The following is a 13298-nucleotide window of genomic DNA, read 5'->3' on the forward strand; positions in this document are numbered from 1 at the left end:
CGAGGGTGCTGAAACCTATGCCCGAATTCAAGGCTTCATTAGTACCTGTCGTAAGCATCAACTCAATGTTTTCAATGAACTTCGTGCTGCTTGCAGCACCCAAATATATGTCGCGCCCTTCGGGCGCTAAATAGTTACAACGAAGCTAGGTTTTTCTATTGCATGCACATAAAGATCTGGCAACTTTCAGGACAAAAAAGCCGTTTCCCAAGCTTTAACAGCCCTGCCCCGGAGAGTTTATTTTTTGCAAGTGATCGATCTGAACAATTTTCGCCAAAAAACCTTAAAATTAGTTCGGCAATAGGTTAGCCCTGTCGATAGCCTACTGCTTTTGAAATGATGGTCAAGCCCATTGAATGACAAAATCCAATACTTTCATCAACCTGCTTATCTCCATTTACGGCTACTGAGTAATCTACTTTGTCGAAATAGGCCCCATTTCCGTAGGTGATCTGGCTATTTTAGTCTCATATGAGGCCAATTTTCTTTATTTGTGATACTTTTCCCCACACCTTTGGCGTACAATTTGCGTCTAAAAGAGCAGATCCCAGAAAAAACCTCCGATTTGCAATTTTTTTCTCATAAAATCAAGTTTTTCTCAAATTTTGAAACTATTTTTAAGAGGAAAGCGTATGATAAGGGGAGCCGGATGTAAAGTGGTCGACACGAACATGATGCCCTCAACCATTGTTTACTCTTTGTTTAACTTAAGAAAGCAACCCCATTTGTTAAAACTTAATTCCAAAACTTCCTAAGTTATGCGTCAGCTAAAAATTACGAACAAAATTACGGCCCGCGAAAGTTTGGCCCTCGACAAATACTTGAACGACATCGGTAAGATTCCTATGCTTACTGCCGATGACGAAGCAGAGATGGCGCGCCGCATTCGACAAGGTGACGACGATGCTATGGCCAAATTGACCCGTGCCAACTTGCGCTTCGTAGTGTCCGTAGCCAAACAGTACCAAAACCAGGGGCTTTCCCTTAGTGACTTGATCAACGAAGGCAACGTAGGTTTGATGAAAGCCGCCAAACGTTTCGACGAAACGAAAGGCTTTAAATTCATTTCTTACGCGGTGTGGTGGATTCGTCAGTCCATCCTGCAAGCCATCGTAGAATATTCGCGCATTGTCCGTTTGCCACTGAATAAAGTAGGCTCATACAATAAAGTCAATGAAGCATACCTCGCCTTTATCCAGGAATTTGAACGTGAACCGACCAACGAGGAACTGGCCGAATTGCTGGAAATGAACCCCAAAGAAGTGGGGAATATGCTCAAAGGCAACGGTCGCCACGTGAGTGTGGATGCGCCCTTGAGTGGCGAGGAAGGTGATTCAACCATGTTGGACGTCATTGTTGACCAAGACGACATGGGCCCCGACTTCCGCCTGATGGAACAATCCCTCAAGGATGAAGTAAAACAAGGTTTGTCGATCCTCAACATCCGCGAAGTGGAAGTTCTTTCGGCTTATTATGGACTAGAGGGCCAAAAACCCCTTACACTGGAAGAAATTGGTGAAATGTATGGTTTGACCCGCGAACGCGTACGCCAAATCAAGGAGCGCGCCATTCGCCGCTTGCGCAAATCATACAACCGCAATAATTTAAGATCTTATTTAGGCTAATTGGGTGAGTTGTTGCCCCTGAGCAACAACTTCTTTGTTGTAACGGAGGGGACGAGAGGCATCAGTAATTACTGATTGTGCGGCGGAAGTGAAGAACCACTGAATACTGTCTTTTGTCCCCATCTCTATTTAAATCTCTGCCCATATGCAGCTTTTTTTCAAGGCATCCATCCCTTATCTACTATGCCTTGTCTTTCTTTTCAACTTACTGGCCTGCTCTTCTAAAGATGCTCCTTTTCCAGCGGATCCGGCTCAAATCATGGTTTTTAAAACGGGCTTACGCTTGTTTTCTACCCCAGGTAGTCAAGGCAAAGCCCTTCGCAAACTCAAGCCTGGTGAAATACTCAAAGACCTGGGGGTGGTAAGCCCATTTTTGACCCCCTTATCCCTCAACGGTCAGGGATATACCGAGCCCTGGCTCAAGGTGCGTACCCACAAAGGAGAAATTGGCTGGGTCTACGGTGCAGTCTTGTACAATCGCCAGGAGCAGGCGGCAAAACAAGTACTGCCCAAACGCCTCGCTGCACTTTTTGGCCCTTCTTTAGCCCAAAAAATCGATACGTACAGCCGCAATTTCGAAGCCGCCCACACCGATGTAGCATTGGCCCAGGCTTATCATCAGTTCCGCGAGGTACTGGATTCACTGGCTTTGCATACTTCCTTTGCGCTGGCGGTGGACCCCACTTACACCTTGCCCAATCTCATTTGGTTGCCCCAGGTATTGCCTGGCGTAGTCCCCCAAATGAATCCTCGAGGGGACACCTATTATTTTTTCACCCATTTTGGCGACTACAAACGAAAAGCACTGCAGACCAAAGGGCAAAGTGATGATGATTTTTTTGATTGGTGTATCCAACAATTTCCAAGCGACAGCATTGAGTACCTCTATCCTCATTACGTCATCGAAACGGATAGAGAGCTAACCCATAGCCTGCTTGGCCGTGGTCTGCATTTTCAAACCCTTCAACAGTTGGACGCCTTGTACCGTCGAAAAACGGCCTTTGACCATGATCTTATTGGCTATAAAAATCGTTGCATTGACGATATTACCGCTTCGCGCGCAGCCTTTTGGGAAACGCGGGAAAAGATTATCGCTGAATTGACACAAATCTGTCGCTCAGATTTGGTGGTCTTGACGAAAGCGGATAAAATTGCACTCGAAACCCGCTTGCAACAGCTTCAGAAACCAGAAACGTATGGTCTTCGAACAGATGTACAGGCGGGAAGAACGAAATAAAAAATAAAATGGGCATACTTGCAATTTCAGCCATCATGGTAGCCGGGGCAGGCTTTTATTTGTTTTCACAAAGTTTCCCCAATTTTAAACCTGGAGAAAAAAAGATCCAGGCTGACCTCAAGACCATTCGCCAGGAAGTACTCAAAAGTACGCCCGATCTTACCCCCATGCGTACCGAGGACCTGGAGTCGCTGTCTTCCAAAGAAATGGACAAAAGCATCAAAAAACGGGCTACCACTGATCAGCGCGGTGTTTTTGTGACCATTTTTGAAGAACCCGCTGCGGCTTATTATCACCGTAAGTATCTGTCCAACAAACGCGATGCCCTGATTTTTGCCAAAACCTATCACCATGAATACACTTATTGGATCAAAGGGGATGAAGTAAACTTGGTAATTGACCAGCAACCCTTGGGTGTTTACAATGAAAAAACCGGGGAACTCATCGGGGCTCGCAGCCAAAAAATGATCGCCAAACTAGATAAGTCTAAACCCGCAAAAATGGAAATGACCATTCAAGGACGGGCGGTTGGCAATATCGTAGCGCCACGGCCCGGTGGCAAAGACACCTTGAGCCAGCGTTGTTTTGATTTTGTACGCAATGATTTGAGCAAGGAGGAAGAAGCCATTTTATTGGCCATTGCCATCTTTGAAATGGTCGAGCGCAAAGTATAAAAAAACACCAGCCGTCAGGAAGCACTCCTGATCGGCTGGTTAACACACTATTGATGATGTATGAAACAGTCTTGTCCCTTTTATAAATACTTGCTAATGCGCCGCATCCCCTCCAAACAGGCCCGGGTATTGTGATAGGGGCATTTCCAAAAGCCCACTTTGTCTTCAGTTGCCATTACATTACCCTGCGCATCAATGCCCCAGTACCATTCTCCACCTAGTTTGTCCTTCAAATGGATTTGGATATAGGCCCAGCAGGACAATGATTTTCCCAAAAAATGTTCCTCCTGGGTCAATTCCCAGGCATTCAAAAAACCCACCATGGCTTCCGCTTCCACCCACCAGTGTTTTTCAGGCAAATGATCTTCGTACAGCAAGGCACCACTTTGGGCATCAAAACCCTCCGCTGCTGCTCCAGCTACGGCTACCGCCATTTCACGGGCATCCTCGACTCGATACTGCGCGATCTCCGCTGCTTCCAGCAAGAGCCAGGCCGTTTCAATATCATGCCCATAAGATACGGGTGCCGGAACTGAATTCCATTGGGCATCAAAAAAACAAATCAGGTGCTTTGTTTCAGTATCGATGATCTTATCCAAAAATAAATCAATCAGGTTCTTGAGTCGCTCATGCAATTGAGAATCGGGCCAACTGCGGTAAAAATTGGCGTAAGCCTCCAGAATATGCAGGTGCGTATTCATGGTTTTGGGCGCATTGCTATCGCGGTCGCTCAAACGCAGATCTTCCAAAGCTGTGCCATTTCGGGCCACCGCCTCCCAGTATCCATTGAATTGTGGGTCAAAACTGTGTTTTTCAATCCAATCAAAAATGGCTCTGGCACGCTGTAGTACAGCTGCTTGCTGTTCCTCATCCAACACCCGCAGATACTCCGCCAAAGCATACAATACAAAAGCCTGCCCATAAATCTGCTTGCGGGTATTCAGCGCTGCACCAGTTGCAGTGACTGACCAATAATAGCCCCCAAAGTCGTCGTCATAAAAATGAGTGGAAAGAACGCCGAAGGCTCGCTGCGCCACCGCCAAATACATCGGATCATGGAGATTGGCGTATGCGGCAGAAAAAGTCCATAAAATTCTTGCGTTGAGCACCAGCCCCTTCGGCGCCGTATAATCCACTAGGCCTTGGTTGTCCATTTTGCCAATAAATCCACCTTGCCGATGATCAATGGTTTGGGTTGACCAGAAATGCAGGATTTCGGTCAACTCGCTTTGGAGCTCGGCATGAAATCGGTGGAAAATGGCTTTATCGTTGGAGAACATATTTTTATTAGAGATGAAAGAGGAGAGATGAAGGATGAGAGATGAAAGACAAAAGATTCGACTTGTCGCCGCCGCTGCGGTAGCCTCTCATCTCTCATCTCTCATCTTTCATCTTTCATCTTTCATCTTTCATCTTTCATCTCTATCTTGTTTCGTTGAATAATCGCCTTGAGGGTTTCCACACTTGCTGCTGAACGAAACCCATCCTCAGGGGTATTTATGCAATAATCCACCAAACGATCCAGCGTAGAAGTAGCCACATGCAAGCGGGTATCGGAAGATGCGTAGTAAATAAAAACCGTCCCATCATCGTCCAGAATCCAGCCATTCGAAAAAGCTACATTGGACACATCCCCTACCCTTTCAGCGCCTTCCGGTGCCAGGAAATACCCAGCGGGTTGGTGAATGACTTTGGTCAAATCCTGCAAATCCGTCATAAACAGGTACAAGACGTAGCGCAATCCAGCCGCGGTATTGCGTACCCCATGCGCCAGGTGCAACCACCCACGGTCGGTTTTGATCGGCGCTGGGCCCTGTCCATTTTTTACTTCATAAACCGTATGGTAACGACGCTCGTGGATGATGGTTTCACTTTCAATCACGGCGTTGTCCATGTTATCAGCCAAACCAAAGCCGATGCCACCACCTGTTCCTGTGCTAATGAACCCATCTTGTGGTCGGGTGTAAAAGGCATATTTCCCATTGACGAACTCAGGGTGCAACACCACATTGCGCTGTTGTGCCGAAGCCGTTTTAAGGTCAGGGAGCCGTTCCCAATTGACTAGGTCTTTGGTACGAGCCATTCCTGCCTGTGCAACGGCTGAGGAGGTATCTGCAGCCGGAACCGAAAGGTCTTTTCGTTCGGAACAAAACAGGCCATAAATCCAGCCGTCTTCGTGGGCCACCAAGCGCAGGTCGTAAACGTTGGTATCAGGATCAGCGGTTTCGGGCATGGTGATCGGGTAATCCCAAAATTGGAATTGATCGATGCCATTGGGGCTTTCCGCAATGGCAAAAAACGATTTGCGATCCATACCCTCTACCCGAGCGGCAACCACATATTTCCCTTGCCATTTGATGGCCCCAGCGTTGAACACGGCATTGATCCCAAAACGCTCCATCAGATGGGGATTCGTTTGTGGATTCAAGTCGTAACGCCAAAACAAGGGGGTATGAGCAGCCGTGAGCACTGGGTTTCGGTAGCGCTCAAAAATACCATTGCCTGGAACAATTGCCTGGTTGGGGGTCTGGATCAAATCCTGGTGTTGGGCCTCGAGTTGAGCCAAACGTTGTTGAAAAACAGTACTCATCGTAGTTGGCTTGAACAAGTTGCTGGGATGAGGGCCATTTGCCTCATCCCAAATCAAAAATTTGTTGTGATCTTTAACCCGCTTACAGGCGATTGTTTTGCAAAAATGAACAATCTATTGTAAAAAAAGGGTCGCATCAGGTCACAATTGACGGGGACAATTGTAACGGTAATTTGTGTAAAAAGCTCATTCAAGCGCTGGCCAATGTGTATTTTTGTCCCAAACTAATAAAAATGCAATCATTAGACTTCCACGAACATCCCCACCGCCGCTACAATATCCTCACCGGTGAATGGGTGCTGGTTTCACCCCACCGCACCAAACGCCCCTGGCAAGGTAAAGTTGAAAAAGCTGATACCAGCCGCAAAGCCAGTTATGACGCCACATGTTACCTCTGCCCCGGGAATGAGCGCGCAGGAGGCTTCCAAAACCCCAATTATCCAGACACTTTTGTTTTTACCAATGATTTTGCTGCACTGTTGGAAGTCTCTTCGGATGCCCCTTTTCAGCAAGGTTTGCTCCAGGCCAAAGGGGAACGAGGCATTTGTAAAGTGGTCTGTTTTTCACCTAATCATGGCCTCACTTTGCCTCAAATGGAAGTGGCCGCCATCGGCAAAGTAATCGAACTCTGGCAAGCACAATACCTGGAATTGGGCGCCATTGATTTCATTCAGCATGTCCAGATTTTTGAAAACAAGGGCGAAATTATGGGGTGTAGCAACCCTCATCCGCATGGACAAATCTGGGCTCAATCCACGATCCCACAAGAAACTCGCCTGAAAACCATCCAGCAGAAACAATATTGGAAGGAAAACCAGCGCAGTTTGCTGGGAGATTATCTGGCACAGGAACTAAAAGAAGGTAGCCGCATTGTGCTCGAAAACGAGGAGTTTGTAGCACTGGTGCCTTTTTGGGCCATCTGGCCTTACGAAGCCATGATTATACCCCGCCGCCCGATGCGCCACATTGCAGAGATGAATGAGCTGGAAAAAAATGCTTTTGCTCAAATCCTCAAAGCCTTGACCATCCGGTTTGACAATTTGTTTGAAACCTCTTTTCCTTATTCTGCAGGCATTCACCAAGCCCCTACCGATGGCCTGGAACATCCTGAATGGCATTGGCACATGAGTTTTTATCCACCGCTGTTGCGCTCGGCTACTGTGAAGAAATTCATGGTGGGTTATGAGTTGTTTGCAGAACCTCAAAGAGATGTGACGGCAGAATATGCGGCAGAGCGTTTGAGGGGATTGGCTGAAATACATTATTCAGCTATGGTTTAGACATAAAAAAACCGAGGAGTATGTTTCAACTCCTCGGTTTGGGAATGCTTAAGCCTTTTGTCTTCGTCTTACTGTGGCAAAATTGGTATTAACTGGGTAAAGAACTTAAACACGGACTATAATTCTTCTTAATTTTTAGCATTCAAGTTTATTCGTCCCAAGGCTAATTAGTGCTGTTTAATTGTCTCTAACAAAAGTTGACATACCTTCCAAATCTTTTTTCATCGGCCACTCATTGATTTTATCAGCCTATTATTTTAAGCTAAGCTGAACCAAATAAGTTAGGATTTCTAATCAGTTAAAAATAATTTGTGCTCTAGCCTTTAAAAAAGTTACCTGATCAATCGTATATTGAGATTTGAATGGAAGCCAAGTGAGCACAGAGCTCACTGGCTCCCGAATACCAAAGTTTAATTTGTGTGGATTCCAAGAATTTGGAGAGCAAGCAGACCTCCGTTCGAAGGGGCATTAGTGCAGACCTCTTGGATTAGGCCAGGGAAAACGGAGCTATGCCTTAGATCTTGGATGTGTTTAAACTTTGGTTTCATCTCTTTTTTTTTGTTAAGTCAAACCTACAATCTCGCCTTTAAAAACCCAAAGACGAAAACGCTTTGTTGAATTTTTTTATTCAAAATTCCCCCCTTTTATTTTATCCTAACTTCCTGTAAACCAATTTTTTAATTGAATGAAACTAAAGTTGTCAATCCTATGCCAGAAAATGAAAATTTGCGCGATCAAGCCCTTGATCTCCTGAAGCAATATCGGGCTTTTTGGGAAGTACTGACTAGCAAGGAGCGCCCGGCATTGGTTGAGTTTATAAACGCTCCTATGCACAAGTGCAATCGGTATGTTGCTGAACTTGCTGCTCACCTAAACATTGCCTTAAAAAATGACCGAGCCGACCTGTTGAACGATGAGAAACTGATCAGTAGGTACTCATCCGGCCGTAAGACGGATTCTGCAGCTACTCATTTATCTAAACTCATTCAACAGTTCAAGACCCTTCTCGAGTTGATCGAACAGTTTATCGTTTATACCCATGTCCTAAACGATAAACAGGCTTATCAAAAAGCGCTGTTAAAAAGCCTTAAAGAAAGGAATAACCATGGCCTGTTTTTAAAAGCTGCTGCTGATTTGAGGACCAGCCTCAATAGAACAACGCTCACTTTAATGGTAGCAGCTGACAAATGGTGGCTGGAACACCAGTGCTATTACGACAAATATGCTGATCAAACCAATGGTTCCAATACTTTTGAACAAAACATTAGTTCATTCGATACCTTTTTCGAGCTAACTACCCTAAGTAATTATCTGGAAATGTTCAATCGAAATGTTCCCGATAATGACATGATTAAGAAATTTGATTACGCATTTGAAGCTATTTCTAGTGGTGACAACAGTAAGGATCCTATCGTTGTCAAGTTGTATGTGAAAATGATCAACATCTTAAAAACCAAAAATGTAATACCCAACCTACACTATCCTGATTTTAAAGTGAGTTTTTATAAGGCTGAATATGAGTTGGCTAAAAGTGATCTCCTTGCATTAAGCAAAACATGTGCGAACTACATTAGCGGGCTTTATTACCAGTTGGGAACAATCTGGCTTGACGAACTTTTCGAATGGTTGATGTACCTCTACCAAAAGGGGCTTTATGCCTATGAAGGAAGTATTTCAGATGGCGAATACTTGAATTTCTTTTTAGTTGCTCAAGCACTTGGAAAATATGAAGTTTTGGAGCAATTTGAAGAAACCCATTCAAAACTTTTGGATAACTCCGTCAAGGACCAGGTTTTGAGTTTATGCCGAAGTTATACGCTCCAAAGAGAGCATAAGATTAATGAGGCATGGGATTTATTGGAAAAGACCTTCCCGTTGAACTATAAAACACAGCTAAAGTATGATTTACGCATCAAAGAACTAAGAGCTATGCTGAGTTATGAAAATTTTTTACTTGATCAAAAAGATGAGGATTACAAGGAAGGTGTGGTAAAAACCATGGATAACTTGAAAAAATATTTCCAACGATTGATTGAGGGAGAGCACCTCAGTGAGGAACATACTTCACCTCACATTAATTTCAGATGGGTGGTGTCTAAACTTTACTACTACCAAAAAAAAACCGATGAAAAGGAAAAAGCAGCTATCCTGGAAGAAATTTTGAATTTGTTGAACAGCAATGCACCTTTATCAAATCGTTTGTGGATAACCCATCAATTGTCAAAAATAGCTTAAAATAAAAAAACGAACGGGAGTCCTGACATCAGGCTCCCGTCCTTCCTATTTATTCTACCTATTCAATAATCAAAATTACTTCGTAGGATTTGTCCTTGTGCTTATGGGCAAATGATCACGTCATTCACAATTTTACAGCCAGGTCCGAGTTCATCATCAACTTGGTCTTGTGGCGTAATTTGGCCTCCACCATCAAAGGCAGTGCAGGAGCTCAGGTTGAAACTGGCTGCAGTAATCATGAGTATGGCTAGCATTTTCCAGTTGAACGCCTTCTTGATTAGGCAAACGGAGGCCCCTAGCGCAGGGAGACCCTTCACTTGATTAGTGTGCATGTGTTTTGGATTTTCGCAATGAGATAAAAGGCCCCTTTAGAAGTCTAGCCAGAACCTCTGACCAGAATCACCGCGCCCGCTGGTGGCTTCTAAAGTTTAAGCTTAAACCTTGCCGGGCAGCAAGGGATTTAAGCAGCCAATCATGAGAAAAGACCTTGAAGCATTGGCCATTAAATTGTGCTTCTCTATCTGCTTCTCATCTTCTTTATACCCATTCCGTTAAGTGGTTATCATCCTTTATCTACTTTTTTTAAAAAAATCTTCCTGAAATATCAATATGCCTTAACCCTTAATTTAGTGGTCATCTAAATCAAGCAATAATTATCCCTAACCTTTTTAAAAGAAAATACGCTCAGCGCTAAACGCTACCTGCTGGTGGCTCACTGCTGCCTCCCTCCTCAAACCATACCGGATCCTGTATCTCCGGATCACCATTGTAATTCACGGTGATCTCCTCCCCTACTTCAATGTCCCGAATGCTCCAAATTTCAATGATTGCATTGTCAGGGTCGCACCAATAGCGGGCGTTGGACTCGCGGGAATGATTGTACAATGAGCCGAAACCCAGGGCGATCGCACATTCATCGTCGTTTTCACCCCACAAAAAATAATAGTCGTGCAGGAAAGTTTTGTGGATGACCGGTAGGTCTTCCTTTGGACAGGCAATAACCGGACAAATTTCAATCAAAGAATCAGCCGAGATTGGCTCGGTGGAAAAAATCCCACGTCCACCCAATTCACTGGGTCCGAAATATATAGAAGGAATACGTTGCATAAGTACAAAGATAGAGATGAAAAATTAAAGATGAAAGATGAAAGATGACAACAAAGCCGGAAACCATAGGCTTACCCGCTCTCATCTTTCATCTCTCATCTCTCATCTCTCATCTTTCATCTTTCATCTTTCATCTTTATCAAAGTTTCTCTATACTCGCAATCTCAATCTCCGCCATCTTCGTTTTGGTATTCCAGCCACATTGCACCTCGCGTTCATTTCCGGTGAGGCGGTAGCGGATTTTGACTTTTACCTGCGAAATACCATACACCGGTTCTGCTTGTAAGATGAGGGCATCTACTTTGGGCTGGCTGGCCTTGTCGGCTACAAATTGCCCCCACTCGTCGTCCAGATCAACCCCAAAATGCCAATCACAACCGTCAACAGGCAGTTGATTTTGGAGGATGGCTTCGTGTTCTGCATACCCTTCTAGTTTGGCTACGGCATTTTCGTCCGTACAAAATTGCAATCCGATCGCTACGAGTATAAAAAATAGGAGCTTGCGCATGGTTTTTGTTTTTTTAGTTAGACGTGTTTCCCACTTATTCCGTTGGCAACATTTTTGTTTCGCAAAAGTTAAAGATATTTAGACGCTATTTTAGCATCTCTTAGAAGCTGTTTTGCTCAACATTACAACAACCTACATCAACATGAAACGGTTCAGATTAGCTTTACTCCTCCTAGGTTCCTTTTACTTGGGTTTCACCCAGCTTAATGCCCAATGCCCAAAATTGGTTTGGGCCGAAGAATTCGATGGTACCAGTCTCGATCTGCAAAAATGGACCCATCAAACCGGCGGCGGTGGCTGGGGCAACAACGAACTACAAAATTATCGCCCAGAAAACACTTCGGTGAGTGATGGCTTGCTCAAAATTACCGCCAAACGCGAAAACCTGGGCGGCAATACTTACACCTCCTCCCGCATCCGCAGCATCAACAAAGGTGACTTCACCTATGGTCGGATGGAAGCCCGCATCAAGATGCCTTATGGCCAAGGCATCTGGCCTGCCTTTTGGATGATGCCCACCGACGACAGATACGGAGGCTGGCCCAAAAGTGGTGAAATCGACATCATGGAGCACATCGGTCGGGAGCCGAAAAAAATTTACGGCACCATTCACTTTGGCCCCGACTGGCCCAACAACAAGTCTACGGGTGGCTCTTACGACGCTTACCGCGAAGACTTCAGCAAAGAATTCCACCGCTTTGCCGTAGAATGGGAACCCAATGAAATCCGCTGGTACATCGACGATTATTTGTATTCCACCAAAAAAACCACCGATCTGGGCGGTGAACGCTGGCCTTTTGACCAACGCTTTCACTTCATCCTCAATCTGGCCGTGGGCGGCACTTGGCCCGGTAGCCCCGATGGCAGCACGGTTTTCCCACAAGTGCTGGAAGTGGATTACGTGCGGGTTTACGACACCAAGGCTCAAACACTGAGCGGCCCCCTTTCCGTCCCTTTCAAAGCACCCTTCACCGTATATACCCTCAATGGCGTAGACAATACCGCCAAAATCACCTGGCAAGCCCCCGCTGGGGCCGAAATCACTTCCGGCCAAGGCAGCCGCGATGTCGCCATTAAATGGGGCACCAGCGGCGGGGAATTAACCGCAGAAGTAGAAACGGCTTGTGGGAAAAAGACCCTCAGCGTCTATGTAAAGGTTGAACCCGGACTGGCTAGAGAAAAAGCCTTGGAAAATTTTGACGACAGTTCCCCTCTCCAACTGACCTTTTCCAACGGCACCTTCAGTGACAACGTTGCAAATCCCAATACGACTGGCATCAACAGTACCCCACTGGTCGGCAGATACGTGCGCAATGGCGGTTCGCAATACGATGTCATCGTATACGAAGGCAGCCCGATCAGCGATCTGGGGTCTTTCCTCAGCAAGGAGCGCAAGTTTTTCATCGATGTGTATACGAATGCGCCGGTGGGCACTGAAGTGCTGTTCCAGGCGGAAAACGGCGCTCGCTCGGCCCAAAACTACCCAACGGGCCGACACAGCCGCTATCAGGCTTTTACCACTAAACAAAATGAATGGGAACGCCTGGAATTGGCGTACCTGGATCGGCCCGACGGGGGCACTGCTTCTACGGCGATTGATCGCTACGTGCTGCTGTTCAAGCCCAATACCTTCTCGAGCAATACCTACCACTTCGACAATCTCGATGCCTACGCACCAGCCATTACCAGTGTGCGGGAAGCGCTGATCGATGCCAACAAAGTATTCCAGCTATCCCCTAATCCAGGGCAAGAAGTCTTGAAATTGGAAAACCTGGGTGAGGAAACCATCCTGCAAACTACCCTGCTTAGCTTGGATGGAAAAATCATGCAAAGTAGCTCGGAAAGGGTTTTGCCACAGCAAATATTGGAAATGAAAGTGCAGGCTGCCGCTCCGGGCACCTACCTTGTGCAGGTGTTGCGCGCCGATGGGAAGCTGGCGGTCAAAAAATGGGTGAAGGGGAATTAAAAATTCTCTATTTTAACTCAACTACTGAGGTGAATTCTTTGGTGTCTTAGGTTTCTTAGGTGGTGAAAAAAGAAAC

Annotated in this window: 11 protein-coding genes; 6 read left to right on the top strand and 5 right to left on the bottom strand. The window is 45.7% G+C overall.

The window, feature by feature from the left end:
- The first annotated feature begins 758 nt into the window (after positions 1 to 758).
- The 3 genes from ACEW9O_RS10700 to ACEW9O_RS10710 all read left to right on the top strand — a co-directional run bounded on the left by ACEW9O_RS10700 (position 759) and on the right by ACEW9O_RS10710 (position 3536).
- Positions 759 to 1625 (top strand): RNA polymerase sigma factor RpoD/SigA, encoded by an 867-nt coding sequence (locus ACEW9O_RS10700; protein ID WP_373550154.1) that lies wholly within the window; start codon positions 759 to 761, stop codon positions 1623 to 1625.
- A 145-nt stretch (positions 1626 to 1770) separates the two neighbouring features.
- A complete protein-coding gene (locus tag ACEW9O_RS10705; protein ID WP_373550155.1) occupies positions 1771 to 2862 on the top strand; it encodes an SH3 domain-containing protein in 1092 nt (363 codons plus the stop codon).
- Positions 2863 to 2870: 8 nt separating this feature from the next.
- Positions 2871 to 3536 (top strand): hypothetical protein, encoded by a 666-nt coding sequence (locus ACEW9O_RS10710; RefSeq protein WP_373550156.1) that lies wholly within the window; start codon positions 2871 to 2873, stop codon positions 3534 to 3536.
- An 80-nt stretch (positions 3537 to 3616) separates the two neighbouring features.
- Here the strand turns inward: ACEW9O_RS10710 and ACEW9O_RS10715 are convergent, their stop codons facing one another.
- Positions 3617 to 4816, bottom strand: a complete 1200-nt coding sequence (locus tag ACEW9O_RS10715) for an AGE family epimerase/isomerase (RefSeq protein ID WP_373550157.1) — start codon at positions 4814 to 4816, stop codon at positions 3617 to 3619.
- Positions 4817 to 4938: 122 nt separating this feature from the next.
- Positions 4939 to 6126, bottom strand: a complete 1188-nt coding sequence (locus tag ACEW9O_RS10720; RefSeq protein ID WP_373550158.1) for a glycosidase — start codon at positions 6124 to 6126, stop codon at positions 4939 to 4941.
- Between the two features lie 233 nt (positions 6127 to 6359).
- Between ACEW9O_RS10720 and ACEW9O_RS10725 the strand changes: the two genes are divergently transcribed.
- Both ACEW9O_RS10725 and ACEW9O_RS10730 read left to right on the top strand, forming a co-directional pair.
- The gene (locus tag ACEW9O_RS10725; RefSeq protein ID WP_373550159.1) at positions 6360 to 7406 is read left to right on the top strand and encodes a UDP-glucose--hexose-1-phosphate uridylyltransferase; all 1047 of its coding nucleotides are present in this window, start codon (positions 6360 to 6362) and stop codon (positions 7404 to 7406) included.
- A 681-nt stretch (positions 7407 to 8087) separates the two neighbouring features.
- Entirely contained in the window at positions 8088 to 9641 is a 1554-nt protein-coding gene (locus tag ACEW9O_RS10730; protein ID WP_373550160.1) for a hypothetical protein, read from the top strand.
- 101 nt (positions 9642 to 9742) lie between these two features.
- On the opposite strand, the gene ACEW9O_RS10735 is transcribed toward ACEW9O_RS10730, so the two are convergent.
- The 3 genes from ACEW9O_RS10735 to ACEW9O_RS10745 all read right to left on the bottom strand — a co-directional run bounded on the left by ACEW9O_RS10735 (position 9743) and on the right by ACEW9O_RS10745 (position 11256).
- Positions 9743 to 9973, bottom strand: coding sequence for a hypothetical protein (locus ACEW9O_RS10735; protein ID WP_373550161.1), 231 nt, complete (start codon positions 9971 to 9973; stop codon positions 9743 to 9745).
- A 358-nt stretch (positions 9974 to 10331) separates the two neighbouring features.
- Complete coding sequence (locus ACEW9O_RS10740; RefSeq protein ID WP_373550162.1) at positions 10332 to 10748, bottom strand: SET domain-containing protein; 417 nt, start codon at positions 10746 to 10748, stop codon at positions 10332 to 10334.
- A gap of 139 nt (positions 10749 to 10887) precedes the next feature.
- Positions 10888 to 11256 (bottom strand): hypothetical protein, encoded by a 369-nt coding sequence (locus ACEW9O_RS10745; RefSeq protein WP_373550163.1) that lies wholly within the window; start codon positions 11254 to 11256, stop codon positions 10888 to 10890.
- Between the two features lie 142 nt (positions 11257 to 11398).
- On the opposite strand from ACEW9O_RS10745, the gene ACEW9O_RS10750 reads away from it, so the two are divergent.
- A complete protein-coding gene (locus tag ACEW9O_RS10750) occupies positions 11399 to 13222 on the top strand; it encodes a family 16 glycosylhydrolase (protein WP_373550164.1) in 1824 nt (607 codons plus the stop codon).
- The last annotated feature ends 76 nt before the right edge of the window (positions 13223 to 13298 follow it).

Source organism: Haliscomenobacter sp. (assembly GCF_041740695.1).
Classification (GTDB): domain Bacteria; phylum Bacteroidota; class Bacteroidia; order Chitinophagales; family Saprospiraceae; genus Haliscomenobacter.